Annotated in this window: 14 protein-coding genes; 8 read left to right on the top strand and 6 right to left on the bottom strand. The window is 57.4% G+C overall.

The features are described 5' to 3' along the window. Positions 1-27: 27 nt before the first annotated feature. Positions 28-3,240, bottom strand: coding sequence for a DNA mismatch repair protein MutS (mutS, locus tag CJ255_RS08440; protein WP_097643664.1), 3,213 nt, complete (start codon positions 3,238-3,240; stop codon positions 28-30). Between the two features lie 258 nt (positions 3,241-3,498). Here mutS and CJ255_RS08435 point away from each other — a divergent pair, with 258 nt between their 5' ends. From CJ255_RS08435 to CJ255_RS08425, 3 genes are all read left to right on the top strand, one after another. Then, the gene (locus tag CJ255_RS08435) at positions 3,499-4,659 is read left to right on the top strand and encodes a glycosyltransferase family 4 protein (RefSeq protein ID WP_097643662.1); all 1,161 of its coding nucleotides are present in this window, start codon (positions 3,499-3,501) and stop codon (positions 4,657-4,659) included. Between the two features lie 173 nt (positions 4,660-4,832). Next, positions 4,833-5,447 carry a hypothetical protein gene (locus CJ255_RS08430; RefSeq protein WP_097643661.1) on the top strand — a complete coding sequence of 205 codons (615 nt, stop codon included), beginning with the start codon at positions 4,833-4,835 and terminating at the stop codon, positions 5,445-5,447. Positions 5,448-5,778: 331 nt separating this feature from the next. Then, complete coding sequence (locus tag CJ255_RS08425; protein ID WP_097643660.1) at positions 5,779-6,111, top strand: hypothetical protein; 333 nt, start codon at positions 5,779-5,781, stop codon at positions 6,109-6,111. Positions 6,112-6,158: 47 nt separating this feature from the next. Here the strand turns inward: CJ255_RS08425 and CJ255_RS08420 are convergent, their stop codons facing one another. Both CJ255_RS08420 and bchG read right to left on the bottom strand, forming a co-directional pair. Next, the gene (locus tag CJ255_RS08420) at positions 6,159-6,602 is read right to left on the bottom strand and encodes a hypothetical protein (RefSeq protein WP_097643658.1); all 444 of its coding nucleotides are present in this window, start codon (positions 6,600-6,602) and stop codon (positions 6,159-6,161) included. Between the two features lie 16 nt (positions 6,603-6,618). Next, entirely contained in the window at positions 6,619-7,563 is a 945-nt protein-coding gene (gene bchG, locus CJ255_RS08415; RefSeq protein WP_097643656.1) for a (bacterio)chlorophyll synthase, read from the bottom strand. A gap of 242 nt (positions 7,564-7,805) precedes the next feature. Here bchG and CJ255_RS08410 point away from each other — a divergent pair, with 242 nt between their 5' ends. The 4 genes from CJ255_RS08410 to CJ255_RS08395 are packed head-to-tail and all read left to right on the top strand — an operon-like array spanning position 7,806 to position 11,756. Beyond that, entirely contained in the window at positions 7,806-8,498 is a 693-nt protein-coding gene (locus tag CJ255_RS08410; protein WP_097643655.1) for a response regulator transcription factor, read from the top strand. 15 nt (positions 8,499-8,513) lie between these two features. Beyond that, entirely contained in the window at positions 8,514-9,086 is a 573-nt protein-coding gene (locus tag CJ255_RS08405; RefSeq protein WP_165774622.1) for a biliverdin-producing heme oxygenase, read from the top strand. Next, positions 9,079-11,322 (top strand): ATP-binding protein, encoded by a 2,244-nt coding sequence (locus CJ255_RS08400; protein WP_097643652.1) that lies wholly within the window; start codon positions 9,079-9,081, stop codon positions 11,320-11,322. The genes CJ255_RS08405 and CJ255_RS08400 overlap by 8 nt, the downstream gene beginning before the upstream one ends. Beyond that, positions 11,319-11,756 (top strand): response regulator, encoded by a 438-nt coding sequence (locus tag CJ255_RS08395; RefSeq protein WP_097643651.1) that lies wholly within the window; start codon positions 11,319-11,321, stop codon positions 11,754-11,756. Before CJ255_RS08400 ends, CJ255_RS08395 begins: the two co-directional genes overlap by 4 nt. A gap of 75 nt (positions 11,757-11,831) precedes the next feature. Here CJ255_RS08395 and CJ255_RS08390 read toward each other — a convergent pair whose 3' ends face one another. The 3 genes from CJ255_RS08390 to CJ255_RS08380 all read right to left on the bottom strand — a co-directional run bounded on the left by CJ255_RS08390 (position 11,832) and on the right by CJ255_RS08380 (position 15,940). Continuing rightward, entirely contained in the window at positions 11,832-12,932 is a 1,101-nt protein-coding gene (locus tag CJ255_RS08390; protein WP_097643650.1) for a DUF6544 family protein, read from the bottom strand. An 81-nt stretch (positions 12,933-13,013) separates the two neighbouring features. Next, positions 13,014-13,235: a hypothetical protein gene (locus CJ255_RS08385; RefSeq protein WP_097643649.1), complete on the bottom strand. Its 222-nt coding sequence runs from the start codon at positions 13,233-13,235 to the stop codon at positions 13,014-13,016. A gap of 104 nt (positions 13,236-13,339) precedes the next feature. Then, the gene (locus CJ255_RS08380; protein WP_245863267.1) at positions 13,340-15,940 is read right to left on the bottom strand and encodes a winged helix-turn-helix domain-containing protein; all 2,601 of its coding nucleotides are present in this window, start codon (positions 15,938-15,940) and stop codon (positions 13,340-13,342) included. Between the two features lie 689 nt (positions 15,941-16,629). On the opposite strand from CJ255_RS08380, the gene CJ255_RS08375 reads away from it, so the two are divergent. Beyond that, complete coding sequence (locus CJ255_RS08375; protein ID WP_097643647.1) at positions 16,630-19,425, top strand: 2-oxoglutarate dehydrogenase E1 component; 2,796 nt, start codon at positions 16,630-16,632, stop codon at positions 19,423-19,425. Positions 19,426-19,573: the final 148 nt, after the last annotated feature.

Below are 19,573 nucleotides of genomic sequence, written 5' to 3'. Positions count from 1 at the left end.
GTGTTCTCTGTGCCTCTGTGGTGAATCTTATTCAGATCCCGCGAGTTTCTGAAGTTCGTGCAGCTTCATCATGGCTTCTAGGGGCGTGATTTCGTTGAGATTGAGTCGGCGTAGGTAGGTGAGGACTGGGTTGGGGGCGAGATCGAAGAGTGAGAGTTGCCCCGTTGCGAGGTCCGGTGGGGCTATGGGTGCGAATGCGGGGGCTGGGGGGGGAGGCGGTGGATGCGGTGGCGCGTTCTCCTGTGCTACTTCCTGGGCATGCTCTGAACTTGGCTGCTCTTGCGCGCATGGTGCGTTCTGCTGCGCTGCTTCCTGCTCTTCTTGCTCTGGGCTTGGTTGCCTTTGCGGACGCTGGCCTTCTAGTTCACTGAGCAGGGCGCTGGCGCGGGTGATCACTTCACGCGGGATGCCAGCCAGTTCGGCTACATGGATGCCGTAGGAGCGGTCGGCACTGCCCCGGCGTAGTTCATGCAGGAAGACCACCTGGCCCGCCTGTTCGATGGCGGCCATGTGGTAATTACGGAGGCGTGCGAGTTCTTGTTCGAGCGCCGTCAGTTCGTGGTAGTGGGTAGCAAAGAGGGTGCGACACCCCAGGCGCGGTTCGTTGTGAATGTACTCGACTACCGCCCGCGCAATCGCCATGCCGTCGTAGGTTGAGGTGCCACGCCCCACTTCGTCGAGAATGATCAGGCTGCGCGGGGTACTCTGCAAGAGCAATGCCGCCGTTTCGGTCATCTCGACCATGAAGGTACTCTGGCCGGTGGCAATATCGTCTTGTGCCCCAATCCGGGTAAAGATGCGGTCTACAAGCCCGACTTCTGCCGCCTCGGCGGGTACGAATGAGCCGATTTGGGCCATGAGGACGATGAGGGCCACTTGACGTAACACGGTACTCTTGCCCGACATGTTGGGGCCAGTTATGATCAAGAGTTGTTCGCTGGCACTGGCAAGGGTGAGATCATTGGCAACAAAGCGGTCGTTGAGTACCTGCTCCACCACGGGGTGGCGGCCCGCGACGATCTGTAGCGCGGTGCCCTCGTTGAGGGTGGGACGCACATAGCGCCCGCGCACGGCGGCTTCGGCCAGGGCTGCAAGCGTATCCAGATGGGCCAAGGCGCGGCTGGTGCTACGCAAACGCTCCAGCCCGCCACTCAGTTCGTTGCAGAGCCGCCCAAAGGCGTCGCGTTCCAATTCAACCAGTTGCAGCCGCGCCTCGTTGATCACGCTCTCCCACTCTTTGAGTTGGCGCGTGACATAACGTTCGGCAGCAACCAAAGTCTGTTTGCGTTCATAGTCTTTGGGAATAAGCTGTTCGTCGGTAGTCCGCGAAACCTCAATAAAGTAGCCAAAGACATTGTTATAGCCCACTTTGAGGCTCTTGATGCCGGTGCGTTCGCGCTCTTTCGCCTCAAGCCGATCAAGGTACTCCTGGGCATGGCGACTGAGGCGCACACGCTCGTCAATGCGCTGCTCATAGCCCGGACGAATCACACGACGCGGGCGCTCGCCCCCCTCTTCACTACTCCGCAGATAGTTGGAAGCGCCCAACAGCGCAGGCGGATCATCGTCAAGCGCCCGTTCGAGCAGATCGAGGATGTCGCTGCATGGGTCGGGCTGCGGGGAGCGAGGAGCGGGGAGCGGGGAGCGGGGAGCGGGGAGCGGGGAGCGGGGAGTGGGGAGTGGGGAGTGGGGAGCGGGGATCGGGGAGTGGGTTTGGGTTTCGCTATGATCATCATCCCCAAAGAGATCGTCATCATCTTGACTGCCGCCCCCTGTGCTCTGCGTTCTGTTCTCTGTTCTCTGTTCTCCGTTCTCTGTTCCCTGTTCCCTATGCTCCTCTGGTAGTAACCCGGCCCCACGCCCGCCCAGCGCCGCAAGCACCGCCGGGATAGCGCGCAGGCTGGTGCGGAGCTGCACGAGATCGCGGGGGGTGGCGACGCTGCTGCCTTGGGCGATGCGGTTGATCGCCCGCTCCATGTCGCCAATGGCACCAAGGGCTTCGCGCAGTTCGGCGCGCATGAGGCTATCTTCCACTAGGGTAGCGACAGCGGCTTGGCGCGCTTGGAGCGGCGCGAGTTCGAGCAGCGGTTGGGCCAGCCAGCGCCGCAGCAGGCGTGCCCCCATCGGGGTGCGCGTGCGGTCGAGGACACTAATCAGGGTCGTTTTGGCCCCTTGGCGGCTCGGTTCGAGCAGTTCAAGATTTCTGCGTGTCTGGGGATCGAGCAGCATAAAGCTGCCGGTGGTATAGACACGCAGGTTGGAGAGTTGGGCCGCCTGGTGGCGTTGCGTCTCGTGGACATACTGCACCAGCGCACCAGCGGCGCGGGTTGCGAGGGGGCGTTCAGCGAGGCCAAAGGCGGCCAGCGACGCAACGCGCAATTGGCGCAGCAGCACCTCTTGGGCCTCGCGCAGTTCCCAACGCCAGACCGGCCATGCCGTGACTTGGCCATGCGACCAGCGGGCCGTACTGGCACCCTCGATGCGGCGGGCAACGCGCTCGTGGGGCAGCAGCATATCACGCTCGTCCTTCGTCATCGGCGCAAGGTCTTGCGTCAGGCTCGCCTGGGCAGGCGCAAGGTTGGGCAGGCGCAACTCGGGCAGATCGGGCACCAGAATCTCGGCGGCCTGTAGGCGCGCCAATTCACCTTGCAGTTGGATTGCACAACGTTCGCCGTGAAACTCACCAGCCGCAAACTCACCCGTGCTGAGGTCGGCATAGGCGAGGCCCACGCCATCACCTTCGACAATCGCAGCGGCCAAATAGTTATTGGCATGCGCCGTAAGCATCGAGGCATCAATCACCGTACCGGGGGTAATCACCCGCACAATCGCACGGTGTACCATCTTGCGTTCCAGCTCACCGGCAGCCACCGGCTGAATGCCCGCAGCAAAGATCGAACGAGGGCGCGTATCATTGCGCGACGACTCAGTCTCGGTCAGTTGCTCGGCAATCGCAACGCGGTAGCCCCGGCTGACCAGATCGCTCACATAGCGCTCAACCGCATGGTAGGGCATACCCGCCATCGGGGTATAGAGCTTTTGGCGATCCTTGGGCTGACTACGGTCAACCGCATAATCTTTGCGCGTGAGGGTAACATCAAGCAGTTCGGCTATGAGTTTTGCGTCATCATCGAAGGTTTCATAGAAATCACCAAAACGGAAGAGCAGAATCGCATCAGCCGCTTGATCTTTGAGCTTACGAAACTGGCGATACCAAGCGTGGAGTTCAAGTTTAGCCATAGGGCGTTATACCATTGCAGCTTGTTGATCTGTGCTGTATCGTAGCACATTCTGAGCAAAAAGATGACAGGAGCGCAATCTTGGGTGGCGGTTTTTGCCAACAAGTTGTCATTATGATCAGGTAGAGTATCGTTGGGGCTACGCCCCAAACCCTCTTTTTCTTTCGGGTTGGCGGCTTTGCCGCCAACCCGAAAGAAAAAAAGTTCTTCGAGGGAGGCGAAGCCTCCCCCAAACCCCCGCCGGGAGGCGTAACATAAGATGCACATTCTCATGATTTGTGCAGCGGCACCAACAACCGACCGTCCACGTACCCATGGTTTGCTGACTGCAATGGCGCGGAGCGGTCACACCGTAAGTGTGATCTTCATTGATGGTGCGGGGACGGCGTTTGACGAATTGAGTGATCGGTGCCATACGCTGATTCCCGTGGCGCGGCGGAGTGGGTTGTCTCGACGGGTCATTGATCAACTGGCGCGACAAAAGTTTGATCTGGCCCATGTTGAAGGTGAGGTGGTCAAAGATATAGAACTGCCCTTGCCCTTACCAACGGTGGTTGATGTTAGCACAGGCATTCCCCAAGCTCAGGAGCGAATCATGCGAGCGGCGGGACTTTTAGTGCGCGCCGCCCATGTGATGCAGACGTTATACCCAGGCCGCGCAACCTTGACTGGCTTGTCTCATGAGCAACGGTTGATTGTAGCCAACAACGAAGCCCTCTGGGCCTATGAGACGCTGGGATACCCGGCGCAACGGCCTGAGGTGGTACCTACACCCGTGGATACCGTCCGCTTTAAGCCTATGCTGCAACTGCGCGATCATGCGAAGCTGCTGCTCGACCTACGTGATTTTACGCCGCTTGAGCGCATGAGTGTCTTGGTGTCCGCCCATCGCGTACTACTTGGCATTTGGCAGGCGCGGCCCGATGTCCATATGCAGGTCTTGGGGCCACCACCGCCAGGGGCGCTACGTGCCCTCACCCACGAGCAGCGTATCCATTTTGTCGGAGCAATCCGCGACGCCCGGCCCTATCTAGCAACCACAACGCTGGTCCTCGTTCCGGCGCTACCAGGCCACCATCCCCTCTACACGCCCCTCGAAGCTATGGCACTAGGACTGCCGGTACTCGGCCTGCCGACGCTGGCCCGTGAGCTTGAGGCGATAACAGGCCATGAACTGGTCGTAGTCCCCGAGGTAGCGCAGATGGCCCAAGTGGTCTTAACCCTCCTCGATGATCCATCCTACTGTGGGCACATCGGGTGCGCAGCACGGCGTTTTGTGGAGCGCCGTCACAGGTACCAAGTTGCGGGCATTGCGCTTGAAAACATCTATGCCAGCGCAAGTGGCTGTGCGCTTGCAGAGTGGCGCCTCGAAGTTGGCTTTGCCGGGGTCGTCACAGATGGCCGGCCGTGCATAGGGTGAGGAGGCGTGAGGCGAGGACGTTAAGGCTTCGCGTCCTCGCCTCACGCCTCCTCGCAGGATTGTAAAGCGACCTTCCGCTTTTCTGAAAGCATCCCTATTCAGCAAAACCGTAACTTTTGGCCCCTTCGAGCGGTGTAATAAGTAGGAGACATCGCTATGTAAGGAGCCCTACTATGTTCATCCGTCGTATTGTTGGCCTGTTCGCCCTCGTTTTGCTGCTCTTGCTCACCAGTTGTGCCCGCACGAGCCACGATCCTACGCCGGCCCCCATCGTCAGCGTTGCCCCAACTGCCACCGCACCATCCTTGAGCGCAGCCGTAACCGCTATCAGCCAAGACGAGCGCGAGAGTGCGCTGTTTCTCAAGACCTGGATTGATGCGGTGACGAGTGGCGATGCCGAGTTGGCGCGCTATGTCTACCGCGTGGGCGGCATGGGCGCCCACGCCGAGATTGCACACCAGATCGAAACCATGCGCGAGTTTGTTGGCTGGGCCGAAGACCCAGCCAACACCCCATTTGGGCGCTATCAAGGCTTCCACGAGATTGTAGGCAGCTACGCCGAGCCTGATGCCAACCAGCGCACGGCCATTGCGCTCATGCGCTTCGAGCGCGCAACTGTCTGCTTCCGCGCCGCCATGGCCCGCCAAGAGGCGCTACAGCTCTGGAGTGTCGAACAGTGGGCCCCTCTCTTCTCATGGAGCGACTGTGTACCCGAAGTACAGCGCATGCCCACCTGGGTGCAAGAAGAGTGGCGTGAGGTCTTGCCGACAACGGTGCCTCCGGCGTAGACCTGCTCATGCAGGCTGAAGTGGAAGAGAGCAACGGCGCTGAAGCGCCTACTCCCAGCGGTCTTTGTCCCCCGTGACAACGAAGGAAACGCAATAACGCAAAAGGAACGCTGTGCCGGGGCACGGCAGTGCCGTGCCCCTACGGTATTTTCATCTCATTTCCGCGATTTTTCAATAAAATAAACGAAAAGCAAGAATTAAAGAGTAATAAAATTACATTTGGATCTTATTATCGACGAATTACAACGATAATATTATGCAATCAATTGACAAAACAACAAAAATGTTGTATGATAGCAGTCGTAGTTTGTTAGTTTAGCGAGGTGTTACTATGTCAGACCCACAAAAGACCAATGAGAACGCGGCTGAAGGCGGAAGAGTATACACTATGGCCGAGAAAGTTGGTACAAAGTTGGCCCACGTTGGGGCAACTGTCGTCACGTGGCCCTTCTATCTAGTGCCCAATGCTGCACGCAAGGAGGCATACGATACGACCAACGACCTCTTCCAAGCAGTAGGGCGGCTACATTTAGGCTTAGTCAAGAGTGTAGTTAATTCGGTTGGGGTAACGACGCACCAACTCAGCCAGGCGATCCGTGAATCGGGGACTACGCCCGTGAAGCCCAAGACGCCGACCAAAGTACGGATTGAGACAGGGGAGTAGGTAGGGGGGAACGTGCGAGGGAACTTCGTTCCCTCGTCTTCTCTACGTTACAGCGCTAGGGCTGTTTCCAAGGGCATCAAGCTTACCTCGTCGGCTGGCGTGTGGGCCGTTGCCGCTACCGCGCGTCCAATTGCAAGCAACCAGTTGAGGTACGCTGTGGCCTCGTGATCGGGTACGCGCTGACCAAGCAGCGCGACCACCGCTTGGCAGCGTTGTAGCGTCATCTGGTGTGCCTCGGCTAAATTTTTGGGTAGGGGCGCTGGTTGGTTGGGTGCTTGCCCAGCACAAATAGCCTGACGTACCGCATTGATCAGGTCGCTATGCTGTTCGTTGGTGTGTGGGCACGTCATTGCACGCATGCCAATCAGCATCTTCTGGTAGGCCACGAGCGGCCCGCAAGCGCTTGTTTGAATGACATAGAGCATCGTGAAGGCAGGGGCTTGTAGGATCGTCTGCCACTCTTCACGCGTAAAATCGGCTTGAGTAATCACGCCATCTCCTTGTAGACTAAACCAAATAGCCACCTACAATAAAAGCCGAAGCAAACTGAATGAAAACTACAAAAGGATTGCTGACCAAAATATAGATCTGAAAGTTTCTGTGATTTGGTTCACGGTAGAGCCGAATTTGGCTCAAGAGGGGCACCACAAGGGCCAAGACCATAACAATGATGGCCCAGAGGTGGCCTGCGATCAGTGCAAGCAGCAAGAGCATAAGTTGGCAGATGCCAATGATTAGATAGGAAATGATTAGGGTGCGGCGTGCCCCTAGCGCTACCGTCATCGATTGCAGGCCCAGTTTGCGATCACCCTCAATGCTCTTAATGTCATTGAGGAAGAGTAGACCAGCCGCGAGGGTGCTATTGATCAGCGCTAAGAGGAAACTTGGCCACGTTAGTGGGGCGAAAATGATGTGGCCCAACATCCAACTGAGGAAGACATAGCCAAAACCTACCGCCGGCGGGCCAAACCAGTAGTGCTGCTTCAGTTTGATCGGCGGTACACTATAGGCCGCAGCGACAATCAGGCTCAACGCGGTGATGAGTAATATCCAAAGATTTTGGCTGGCTAAGAGCAAGCCGAGTAGCAACGTTCCCGCCCCCAACAGGAGCCAGTTGATCCGTGCTTCAAATAGCGTGACCCGCTTGGAAGGGATGGGCCGCGACGGATCGTTGATCGCGTCTAGTTCACGGTCGTAGTAGTCGTTGATGCTCTGGCTAAAACCGGTACCAAACGGACCACACATGAGTAGGGCTAAACCCAACAATCCAAGATCGCGCCATTCGTTGGCATGAAAGCCGGGCTCACCACGACCAGCCGCAAGCGCACCGCAGATCACCATGGTGATCGGCGAAATCCAAGTAATTGGGTCGGCTAGTTCGATGTGTGCTACAATCCGTTGAATAAACGATGTTTGGGGGTGGGCAGTGGGTTGTGCGAGACGCTTGTCCATACAGTACATTCACGCAAGAGGCTTTGCGCAAGGTGCGCTACACTAACAAGGTTAATGTACCATCGCATGGATGTGGAAAAGATTTGGAATGAACCAAAACATGTTTGGTTAAGCTTAAGAGGGACGTTACGCACCGTTCGTGCTAGGCTTTTTCGCTATAATGGCAGCACGTACGGAGGAAATAATGCCGATATGTTAGATTGCCTAGCAAGCCGTATCTTGCTTGGAGGTTCCTTCTTCGCATGGGTGCCCAGTTACTGCTGGCTGACGATGATCCTCAGATCAGACGGTTGCTCAAGGGGGTGTTTGAGGCTGAGGGCTATAGTATGCAGATCGCGCCTGATGGTCAGGTTGCGCTTGATCGTGTGGCCCGCTCGCGTCCCGATCTGGTATTGCTCGAATTGCAACTGCCGATCATTAATGGCTATGAGGTCTGTCGCCGTATCCGCGATTGGTCGCAGGTGCCGATCATTGTCTTGACGGCATGCCTCAGCGAAGATGCGAAGGTGACCATGCTCGATCTGGGTGCCGATGATTATGTGACTAAACCATTTGGGGTGAAAGAGCTCTTGGCTCGTATTCGGGTTGGTCTACGCCATGGCATGCGTTTGCATGGCGATCCTGGTGCGGTGGTACATTTTGGTACCTTACAGATTGATCGCGCCCGACGTGTGGTGACGAACGATGGTGCCGAGTTGCGCCTTACCCCTACCGAGTATAATTTGCTCGTATTGCTCAGTGGCCATGCCGGTAAAGTCTTGACGCATCGCATGATTTTGCGTACGATCTGGGGGCCACATTCCGAGAATGATATCAATACGTTGCGTGTCTTTGTGACCCAACTGCGGCGTAAGATCGAGGCTACGCCCGGCAATCCGCGCCTGATTGTTACCGAACCAGGAGTGGGTTACCGCTTTCGACCACCTGATCCATAGAATAGGATGAAGCGTATGCTCCTTAAACAGCTCAAAGAGATGACCCGCCACGATCATGAGCAGATTGGTCTCGTGGTAGACATCCCCTCGCGGGTCGCCTCGCTCGATAGCTACCGTATGCTGTTGGCGCGGTTCTATGGCTTTTATGCGCCCCTGGAAGAGACCCTGGCACATGTCGCCGACCTTACAGCAGTCGTTGATGATCTTGAGGCGCGCTATAAGCTTGCATTGCTGGCTCGTGATCTCTTGGCCTTGGGTCTCTCCCATGATGAATTGATCAAGCTTCCCCGCTGTCAAGCGCTCCCCCCGCTGCCGAATGTCGCTGCCGCCTTGGGTTGCCTCTATGTCACTGAAGGCTCGACTCTCGGCGGGCAAATTCTCGTGCGCCAATTGCAGGGCGCGTTGCAACTTGGCCCTGAGCACGGCTTGGCCTTCTTTTATGCCTATGGCCCTACCACCGGATCGATGTGGCGCCGCTTTGGTGCGCAACTGGAAGCGTATGCCACCACCCCTGAACGTGAGGCTGAAGTCGTCGCTGGTACCAAAGCTACCTATCGCACTATGCAGGAGTGGATAGTGAATGGTTGATCTCACCAACTGCGATCGTGAACCAATCCATATTCCCGGAACTATTCAACCACACGGGGTGCTGTTGGCGTTGACTGAACCTGACTTGAGCATTATCCAAGTAAGTGCCAATACCACAACGCTGCTGGGGCTGTCTCCGCAACATCTGCTGGGCCAGCCCTTGGGAGTACTCTTTACGCCTGAACAGATTGCGCTGATTCAAGAGGGCTTGAGTAGTACCCAGATTGAAGAACAGAAGTTTCATAACCTTACTCTGGCCCTTGGTGGTTCAGGGCAACCCTTTGACTTGATTGTTCATCGTATGGCTGGAACACTCATCTTGGAGCTGGAAGCTTCAGCCCAGAGCGATCAAGCGCTCGCGCTACGAGTCTACCGTATGGTCAAACAGACCGTCATTGCCTGCCAACGTACCACCTCGGTGCGCGAGTTTGCCCAAACGCTCGTGACCGCTGTGCGTGGATTGACTGGCTTTGATCGCGTGATGGTCTATCAGTTTCAGGCTGATGGGAGTGGCGTTGTGATTGCGGAAGAGAAGAGCGAAACAGTTGAAGCATTTCTTGATCTGCGCTATCCGGCTTCTGATATTCCGCGCCAAGCGCGTGAGCTCTACTTACGCAATTGGGTGCGTTTGATTCCTGATGTGAACTATCAGCCGGTGGCACTCTTGGCCCTTGATGCCGATCATGCCCGTGAGCCCCTCGATCTGAGCTTTGCGTCACTACGCAGCGTATCGCCGATCCATATTGAGTATCTGAAGAATATGGGAGTGCATGCCTCGATGTCTATCTCGTTGGTACGCCATAACCAACTCTGGGGCTTGATTGCATGCCATCACGAACATGGGCCGGTCTATTTGCCCTATGACATTCGTGCGGCATGCGAATTTTTAGGCCATATGGTTTCGCTGCAGATTGGCGATAAAGAGGCAACCGAAGATACGGCCTATCGGCTGGCGCTGCAAGAGGTGCAGAGCGCCCTCGTTCAACATATGAGCGTCGCTAATGATGTGCTTGATGGCCTCACGCGCTTCCAACCCAATCTGAGTGACTTCATCACTGCTGGGGGCACCGCAGTCTGTATGGATGGGCGCTGTGTTACCCTTGGCACAACTCCGCCCCAGGCGCTGATTTTGCAGTTGGTGGATTGGTTGCATCAGGAGATGGAAGATACGATCTTTGCGACCAATGCGCTGCCTAGTGTCTACCCCCCCATAACGCCCTTTATGACGATTGCGAGTGGGCTGTTGGCTGTACGCTTGGTTCGGGCACGGCCTAACTATCTGCTCTGGTTTCGCCCGGAAGTTGTCCAAACCGTTAATTGGGGGGGGAATCCCGCAAAACCAGTAGAGGTGGTGGCGGGTAGTGATCTCCTTAGTCCGCGTAAGTCGTTTGAAGTTTGGAAGCAGACGGTAACCAACACCTCATTGCCTTGGCATGACTGTGAACTTGCCGCTGCACGCGATCTGCGGCGGGCGATTATCGATCTCGTGCTCTATAAGGTTGATGAACTGGCCCGCCTCAATGAGGAGTTGACGCGTAGCAATGTAGAACTCGACTCGTTTGCCTATGTCGCTTCTCATGATCTCAAAGAACCACTGCGTGGTTTACATAACTACGCCCATTTCTTAATTGAGGACTATGGTGAGCAGCTTGATGCGTCGGGTACAGAGAAACTTGAAACGTTGGTACGTTTGACCCAGCGCATGGAAAATTTGATCGATTCACTGCTCCACTACTCACGCGTGGGGCGCGCTGAACTCACTCGCGTTGCGGTTGATCTTAATGCTGAATTGGCCGATGTGCTACACCTCCTTGAGCCACGTCTGCGTGAAGATGGTGTCGCTATCCGTGTGACCCGTACCCTGCCTACTATCCAGGCTGATCCAGCCCGTGTCCGTGAGGTTTTTGCCAATCTGATTGCCAATGCCCTAAAATACAATGACAAATCTCAGAAATTGATTGAAATTGGCTATGATCTCATTGCCGCTGGTGATGGTTCTAAGACGTTTGCGTTTTATGTGAGTGACAATGGTATTGGTATTGCGGAAGAGCATCACGATACCATTTTTCGCATCTTCAAGCGTCTGCATGGGCGTGACGCCTATGGTGGCGGGGTTGGTGCTGGCCTAACCATTGTGAAAAAGATTATCGAGCGCCACGGTGGTACGATCTGGCTTACCTCACAACTCAATCAAGGTACGACTTTCTGGTTTACCTTTGGAGCGAGTACCCTATGAGCGAATGGCATCTCTTGCTGATCGAAGATAGCGACGAAGACGTAGAGGCGGTGGTGCGTGGCCTGCGCCGCCCAGGGCTCAATTTGATCTTTCACCACTGTGCCACCGGCGATCAGGCGCTCGATTTCCTCTACCGGCGCGGCCCCTATGCGGCCCAGTGGCCCGCACCGCGCCCCGCCCTGATCCTGCTCGATCTCAACCTGCCCGGCACCGACGGGCGGGCGCTTTTGGCGGTGATCAAAGACGACCAAGAACTCCAATCTATTCCGGTTGTGGTTCTTACTACCTCAAATAATCCGAAAGATATTGCCACCTGCTACCGCTATGGGGCCAACAGCTACCAGATTAAACCAGTAGACTACGGGCGCTTCAAGCAAGCCCTGCAAACTATGCTCGACTACTGGCTCCAGACGGCCACCCTCCCGCAGACGTAGGGGGAATTTGAAAGGATCATCCATCCCAAGCAAAGTGTGGTTCCATCTTGTACCTCCAGGTTCGTGGCTGGTTGCTCACCCGCCATTGTTATACACCACATCCTTGATCTCCAGTCTGCCATAGACAAAATCGCCATCAGGGTAGTGCCAGATCATCTCGCCATAGGTGGGCAGGTTGTAGCCGTTGAGTGTGCGGTAGCGCGACACTGGCGTTGAGAAGGGGTATTGTTGCATAGCGGCGACATCCCAGCGGTCGTTGGAGACAAAGTTGACCAATTGGCCCTCTGCGTTGAAATGGAGCGTTGCGCTGATGGTGACACCCTGGTTGGTGAAGTTTCCCTTGACCGTCAGGTCGTCAATTGTCTCCCAGGTGATGCGTTGGTCAATCAGGGTGGCCGGGGCCATTAGGGCCATGTCGTTGAAGAGGGTTACGGTGTCGGCTTCAAACATGGCGCTGCCGCCCACCTGCATGACTGGCAATAGCCCAAAGAGACGCACATCCATCGTTGCGCTCTGTTCCTGGTAGCGGTGGTAGCCTGGTACCGTTAGGCCAAACATCTGCCCTTTCATAAAGAAGAGGCGCGTCGGTTGGTCGAAGAAGGTGTGCTGCTCGGCAGTCAAGGGGAAATAGTCGCGCCCCTGCTGGCGCATCTCGCCGCTCATCTCTACAAACATGCTATGAACTTTTGGCTTGCCCACTACGCCGACATAGCGCAGGTAGCGTTGCAGCGGCTGCGGCAGGGCTTGGAGCTCGGCTTCGCTGATGATTTCCGCTGGTAGACCACGCACGCGCTCTTGGGCATTGTTGGCATCCTGGCGGTAGCCTTGTTCAAAGCGAAAACTCCCCAGGCTCAAAAGGGCGACAACGATGATGATCAGGTTGGCGATGGCCCCAACCTTAGCATCTTGCCAGGCGCTGAAGACGAGGACTTGTGAGAGCAGTACGCCCACAATGGCAACCGCCCACCACCACTGGTTGTTCAAGGCGAAAGCCGCAGCGCTGACGATCAAGACCAGGGCGGCAAGCAGCCACAAGAGCCCAAAAGGGCGACTGATGGGTTGGGTCAGTTCATTGATCTGTGCGAAATTGAACGCCTTCACGAAGCCGAGCAGGTGGATCAGGCCGTGAATGATCGTGATCAGGATAAAGCCTGTTTTTGCGATTGAGTTGATCATGAAGATTTCCTTGCTTCAAGGACTTTTTTTATTCCATTGAAAAGACGAGGGAACCGGGTTCCCTCGGGCACCCTTGCCCACTCAGTTGGTATCAACGCTCAACGAGAGCAGCGTACAGCCCCGGTTGTGCAGGCTACGCAGAATGCCCAGCAGCCCGGCTTGGTCGGTACGCAGGTTGGCAAGGGTGAATTCGTTTTGCCCCATGGTCAGGGTTGTTCCGACCGGGCAGTAGTCGGCCAAGAAGTTGGCAGCGAGGCCGCCGCGACAGCGAAGGGTATAGCGTTGGGTCTCTGGGGCGTTCATGGGCTTGTCCTCACCTATGCCCCAAGTTTACGCCCGACCAAACAAAAACGGACTACATCATGATGTAGTCCGTGAATGTAGGTTTGCTAACCGAGGTATCAATTTTACGATTCATTATCTGAAGGGCTATAACTCAACAACCCCAATGCTCGCCCGCGTTCTACTGCTTGCATCTGTTTCTCCACGCCTAGTTTGCCGTAGACACCTTTGACGTGGTAGCGCACGGTGTTGATACTGACGATTAATTGTTCTGCGATTTGGGCATAGGTTAGCCCTGTGGCTAGTAAGCGTAGCACATCGTGTTCGCGCTCGGTTAGGGGTTCGATCAGGGCTGGCGTTGCGTTCGGGGTGCGTTCGGTGGCCATAAAGATGCGCTGGTAGCCTTCGGGTTCGCCTAGTTGCCGGGCGCGGATGAGCCATGCCTGGCCGCCGCCCGCTTTTGCCCCCAAGACCAGGGCTTGGATCAGGCTGCCGTTGCGCCCCTGCGCCTCGGCGCTCTGCACGATCCGTTGGGCCAGCGTGAGTGCCTGTGGCTGGCGGCTGGCGATCTGCCAGCGCAGCCAAGCTAGGTGGATCGTATCGCTCTGATAGCTGACTGGGGTTTCAGGTGTGATGCCGGTTTCGCGGAGACTCGCCTCCGCTTCCGCTAGTTTGCCTTGTGCTACCAGCAAGGCCACCTGCTGCGCGATCCAATCTAAACGCACCCACGCGGGTGCGCCGCCCCGTGCCAGTACATCCCCGGCTTCACGCAGGTAGCGGGCCGCCGCTTGCTGATCGCCGGTCTCTTGAGCGACACGAGCCAAGTAGATACTGACATAGGCCACCGAGGTTGTCTGTCCAGACAATTGGGCCATCTGAAGACCATGCAGGAGCATGTGGCGCGCTTTTGCCACCTGGTTCCATTCGTAGTAGACCTGCCCAATCACGGCATGGATGGTGCCAATCATGAGTGGCGCAACCCGCGAGATGGTTTCGGTGCGTTCGATGACGGCTTCGGCTGTGGCGATCAGGCGGTGCAAGCGCCCCAAGGGATGCCAGATTAGGGCGAGGTGGGCGACGACCACAATGGCTGTTACATGGTCGTCAATTGCTTGGGCGGCGTGCAGTGCTGCTTCCAACGCCTCAATCGCCTCGTCGCAACGACCTACCACGCGATAGGCCACGCCTAGCGCCAGAGATGTTGAGGCTTGCAAGCGCGTATGCTCAGGCGGCACTAGTGAGCGGGCTTGTTCGGCCAAGGTGAGCGCTTGGCTCGGCTGGCCCTGCACCTGGGCCAAGAAGGCTTGTAGCGCGAGGATGTCGGCCTGTAGCGCACGGCTTGCACTGGACTCTGGCGGCAGATGGGCGAGGGCTCGGTGCGCGGCAGCGAGGTATGGGGGGGCTTGTTGATAGGCACCATGCAGTATGTGCCGCCATACCATCATGGTGTTCAGGTGTGGGCTGCGCTGGCGTGCCGCTTCAGGTAGCGCCTGGATCCATTGCGCCAGCATGGGCGTCTGTTCGCGGGTGAGCAGGTGCCAGCCATGCGCTGTGAGCAATGTCACCACACGCGGCTCATCGTCGGCAGCTAGGGCGTGTTCGATGCTTGTGGCGGGCATACCCTGGCGCTCGTACCACTCGCTGGCGCGTCGGTGCAACGTTGGCATGCACGCGCCACGTTCGCGGCGCAGTTTGTGTTGCAACAACTCGGCAAACAATTGATGGTAGCGATACCAGCGCCCCTCATCGTCGAGCGGAATGATAAACAGATTGGCGCGCAACAACTCTTCCAGCAATGCCGCACTATCGTTGCGCCCTGTCACGGCATCACACAGCGCGCCATGCAGCCGGGTTAGCAATGAGGTTTCGAGTAGGAACTGCTGGCGATCGGCAGGCTGACGAGCCAGCACCTCTTCGGTCAGGTAGTCGAGGATGAAGCGGTGCGAACCACTGAGCGCCGCGACAAAGGCAGCAGGATCGGCGTGATCTTGCAGCGAGAGGCCAACAAGTTGTAATCCGACGGCCCAGCCTTCGGTGCGCTTATGCAGGCTGGCCAGATCATGGCTGGCCAGGCTCAAGCCCATGCCGGTGCAGAGCAACCCCGTAGTTTCGGCCTCACTAAAGCGCAGATCAGCCGCCCGCACCTCCGTCAGTTGAGCGCGGGCACGCAGGCGCGCCAACGGCAGCGCGGGGTCTTCACGCGTGACCAACACCAGATGCAACCCCGGCGACGGATGGCTCAACAGCGCCTGCACAATGCTCAAGTTCTGCGGCTGCTGGATGGCATGCACGTCGTCGAGGAAGCAGACAAACGGGTCTTGTGCTGCCTGCTGCTGCGTAGCGCGAAGCGCATGGGCCGCATCAAGATCATTGAGCAGCGTCGTGAGCAATACGTGCTCTGGGGGCAACTGGCCCGCCCGCAACACCGGCAGCAGGTTTGTACCAATAGACGGGTGCAGGCGCTGCAGGGCGGCAACCAGATAGGTCGCAAAGCGCAGCGGATCATCATCGGCAGGCTCCAACGTCAGCCATGTAGCAGGCGTCGTAAGTTGGCTGGCCCACTGGGCCGCCAGCGTCGTTTTGCCATAGCCAGCCGCCGCCGCAATCAGCGTCAGCGGGCGCTGGGCGGCCAGCCCGGCGTGTAGGCGGGCCAGCAACGCCGGGCGCACAACCGCCCGCTTGGGCGGCAAGGGCCGATGAAACTTGGGCAGCAGCAGCGTGTGCATAGCCGACAAACCGATTTCGCCATGGGCCGTTTCGGAAATCTTCTCTTCCCACACATGCTCAATGCCGCTATTGTAGCATAGCTACGCCGCCCGCCCCCTTATACCATTGCAGATTGTAGATTGTAGATTGAATGTATTGTTAGCGCGAAGAAGTTCTGGGCCGCGCCGCTTGGCTTCGACAAGCTCAGCCACCGCGACGCCGCCTGTCAACCCAAGGCTTTTTCGCGCTAAGGGATGGTTTCAGGACACTTTACAGTTTGGCTTCCGACGGAGTGCCGACGTTAGTCGGCTGAGGTCACCGACAACCTCTGGATGCCGACTAACGTCGGCACTCCAACGGTAAAGCTGAAAGGCCGTTTCTGAAACCATGCCTAACAATATATTTCATGTATCGGCCAAAAGAATAAGCGAACGGTAAGAATCGTTGATTTTTTGCTGAAACCGTGTATCATGAAATCACACGCATGGATTGACAGCGCAGACTGGATGTATGAGGTATGGACGCACAGAGGAACAGAGGAACAGAGGAACGGAAGAACAGAGGAACAGACGAGCGTGTCCCCGCGTCCCTGCGTCCCCGCGTCCCTGCGTCCCTGCGTCCCCGCGTCCCCGCGTCCCCGCGTCTTCGCGTCCTCGCCTCCCCGCCTCCCCGCCTCCCCGCCGCACACACGCACACAAAGGCATAAGCTATGAGCGACTGGCAGCAGTTTCACGGCCCGAATGCGGGCTATTTGATTGAGTTGTATGAGCGCTTTCTGCTGGATCCCGAGGCGTTTGATCCCGCAACGCGTGCGTTCTTTGCCCAATGGCAGCCTGAGTTGGAAGCAGTGGCAACTGCGGAGACGGAAGGGCTTGATGTTACGCGTGTGGTTGGTGCGGCGCGTCTGATCCGCTATCTGCGCGAGATGGGCCACCTCGCTGCTCGGATTGATCCCCTTGGCAGCGATCCGCCCGGTGACCCGGGGCTGGAATTGGTTTCTCATGGGGTCACCTTGGCTGATCTGGCTGCCTTGCCCGCCCATATTATTCGTGGCCCCCTTGCCAGCCAGATTCGTGATGCCGCCGATGGCGTGGAACGCCTGCGCCAGATCTATGCTGGGCCGATTGGCTATGAGACCGACCAGATTCAGAATTGGGAAGAACGCAGTTGGATCCGTGATGCCGCTGAGAGCCGCTGCTTCTTTGCGAATTTTGATCCCGACCGCCAGCGTGAATTGCTCGACCGCCTCACTGAGGTTGAGACCTTTGAACGCTTTTTGCATAAGACCTTCCCCGGTCAGAAGCGCTTTTCGCTTGAGGGTACCGATATGCTGGTGCCGGTAGTTGATGCGATTATTCGTAATGCCGCTGCCGCTGGTACCCGTGAGGTGGTGATTGGCATGGCCCACCGCGGACGGATCAATGTGCTGGCCCATATTCTTGGTAAACCCTACTTCTCTATCCTTGGCGAGTTCCATTCGCCCGACTATACCAAAGACACCTATCTGGGCTGGACGGGTGATGTGAAGTACCACTTGGGGGCCCGCAAGGCCTATCGTGAGAGTGGTGTCTCTGAGATGCCGATTACCCTGTCGCCCAATCCGAGCCATTTGGAGTTTGTGAATCCAGTGATTATCGGGCGGGCCCGCGCCGCCCAAGAGAAGCGTACCCGCCCCGGCTATCCCTATGAAGATGAGAAGGAGTCGGTCGCCATCCTGATCCACGGCGATGCTGCCTTCCCTGGCCAGGGGATTGTCGCCGAGACGCTCAATCTGTCGCAGCTTGAGGGGTATCATGTTGGCGGTACGATCCATGTTATTTTGAATAATCAGATCGGTTTTACCACTGATTACCAGGATTCGCGTTCATCGCTCTATGCCTCCGATCTCGCCCGTGGTTTTGAGATGCCAGTCATCCATGTCAATGCCGATGAACCTGAAGCATGCATTGCGGTGGCACGCATGGCTTGGGCCTATCGTGAGCGTTTCCAGAAAGATATTCTCATTGACCTAGTAGGCTACCGGCGCTGGGGCCATAATGAGGGTGATGAACCTGAATTTACCCAGCCACGCATGTATGAACGCATCCGTAATCATCCGACGGTGCGTGAAATCTGGGCGCGTGAGTTGGAACGGCGCGGCCTGATCACCCATGAGGAGGCCCAGGCGCGCATTGAGGCGGTGATGACCAAACTTCAGCAGGCGTTTGAGCTGGTGCGTGAGCGCCAGCGCCTGGCTGCTGCCGCACCGCCCCCGCCCCAAACCAAGCCGGTGGTTAATCCGCTGCGCCATTCGATCTATGCCAAGCCCATCTCCAGCCAAAAGCTGATTGAACTGAATGAGGCTCTGCTCGACCGCCCCGAGGAGTTTACGCCCCACCCCAAACTGGAGCGTATGCTGCAACGTCGCCGTCAGGCTATCCACGACCAGGGCGGGATTGATTGGGCCCACGCGGAATCGTTGGCTTTTGCTGCTATCTTGGCCGATGGGACGCCGATTCGTATGACTGGTCAGGATAGTGAACGCGGCACCTTTAGTCAGCGCCATCTGGTGCTACACGATGCACTGACGGGGGAACGCCATATCCCGCTGCACGCGATGCCCCAGGCCCGCGCCTCTTTCGCCGTCTACAATAGCCCCCTCTCCGAAGCGGCGGTGCTTGCCTTTGAGTATGGCTATAGCACCCACGCGCCCGGAACGCTTGTGCTCTGGGAGGCGCAGTTTGGCGATTTTGCGAATGGCGCTCAAGTCATTATTGACCAATTCATTGTCGCGGGGCGCTCTAAGTGGGCGGTTGATCCAGCACTGGTGCTGCTGTTGCCCCACGGCTACGAAGGCCAAGGCCCAGAGCACTCCTCGGCCCGTTTGGAGCGCTTCCTGCAACTCTGCGCCACCGATAATATCCGCGTAGCCAATCCCACCACTGCGGCCCAATACTTCCACCTGCTGCGCTACCAAGCCGCCTCGCTCTCACTGCACCCACGGCCCCTCGTGGTCATGACTCCCAAGAGCCTGCTGCGTAACCCGCGTGCCGGTTCGTCACTCAACGAGTTGGCCGCTGGCCCCTTTAAGCCGCTGCTCACCCTTGGGAGTGCTGCGCCGCCGCCGAGCGAAGTCACCCGCCTCGTGCTTTGTAGTGGGAAGGTGGCGATTGATCTGCTGGCCTCTGGTGAACTGGAACAGACCAATGGCAGTGTTGACCTCGTGCGGCTTGAGTTGCTCTACCCCTTCCCCACCGATGATCTGCGTCAGACTCTGGCGCAGTACCCCAACCTACAGGAGGTCGTCTGGATGCAGGAGGAGCCGCAGAACATGGGCGCCTGGAGCTACATCGTGCCACGGTTGCAACCCCTGCTACCCGCCCACATCACCCTGAGCTATGTGGGACGCAGCGAATCGGCATCGCCCGCTGAGGGTATGCATAGCCTGCATGTGATCGAACAGACGCGGATTATACGTACTGCGGTGCAGGGATCGCTAGAGGTTCATGAGGCGGTGAAGCGGTGATGAGCAGAGGGACAGAGTATTGCACCACAGAGGCACCGAGGACACAGAGGAACTGTCTGAAAAGCTAATTGGCACGCGTTGGAGTGCCGGCTTTAGCCGGCTGAAGCCGGCACTCCAACGTCAGTTCATAGACTTTTCAGACAGCCTC

Origin of the sequence: Candidatus Viridilinea mediisalina (assembly GCF_002532535.1) — a bacterium.
Taxonomy (GTDB): Bacteria; Chloroflexota; Chloroflexia; order Chloroflexales; family Chloroflexaceae; genus Viridilinea; species Viridilinea mediisalina.
Note: the sequence above shows the minus strand (reverse complement) of the source record. Positions and strands in the feature narration are given on the sequence as shown.

Excerpts from the sequence above, each read along its gene's own strand:
- mutS (WP_097643664.1), bottom strand. The coding sequence starts at position 3,240 with ATGGCTAAACTTGAACTCCACGCTTGGTATCGCCAGTTTCGTAAGCTC.
- CJ255_RS08435 (WP_097643662.1), top strand. The coding sequence starts at position 3,499 with ATGCACATTCTCATGATTTGTGCAGCGGCACCAACAACCGACCGTCCA.
- CJ255_RS08430 (WP_097643661.1), top strand. The coding sequence starts at position 4,833 with ATGTTCATCCGTCGTATTGTTGGCCTGTTCGCCCTCGTTTTGCTGCTC.
- CJ255_RS08425 (WP_097643660.1), top strand. The coding sequence starts at position 5,779 with ATGTCAGACCCACAAAAGACCAATGAGAACGCGGCTGAAGGCGGAAGA.
- bchG (WP_097643656.1), bottom strand. The coding sequence starts at position 7,563 with ATGGACAAGCGTCTCGCACAACCCACTGCCCACCCCCAAACATCGTTT.
- CJ255_RS08410 (WP_097643655.1), top strand. The coding sequence starts at position 7,806 with ATGGGTGCCCAGTTACTGCTGGCTGACGATGATCCTCAGATCAGACGG.
- CJ255_RS08405 (WP_165774622.1), top strand. The coding sequence starts at position 8,514 with ATGCTCCTTAAACAGCTCAAAGAGATGACCCGCCACGATCATGAGCAG.
- CJ255_RS08400 (WP_097643652.1), top strand. The coding sequence starts at position 9,079 with ATGGTTGATCTCACCAACTGCGATCGTGAACCAATCCATATTCCCGGA.
- CJ255_RS08395 (WP_097643651.1), top strand. The coding sequence starts at position 11,319 with ATGAGCGAATGGCATCTCTTGCTGATCGAAGATAGCGACGAAGACGTA.
- CJ255_RS08390 (WP_097643650.1), bottom strand. The coding sequence starts at position 12,932 with ATGATCAACTCAATCGCAAAAACAGGCTTTATCCTGATCACGATCATT.
- CJ255_RS08385 (WP_097643649.1), bottom strand. The coding sequence starts at position 13,235 with ATGAACGCCCCAGAGACCCAACGCTATACCCTTCGCTGTCGCGGCGGC.
- CJ255_RS08380 (WP_245863267.1), bottom strand. The coding sequence starts at position 15,940 with ATGCACACGCTGCTGCTGCCCAAGTTTCATCGGCCCTTGCCGCCCAAG.
- CJ255_RS08375 (WP_097643647.1), top strand. The coding sequence starts at position 16,630 with ATGAGCGACTGGCAGCAGTTTCACGGCCCGAATGCGGGCTATTTGATT.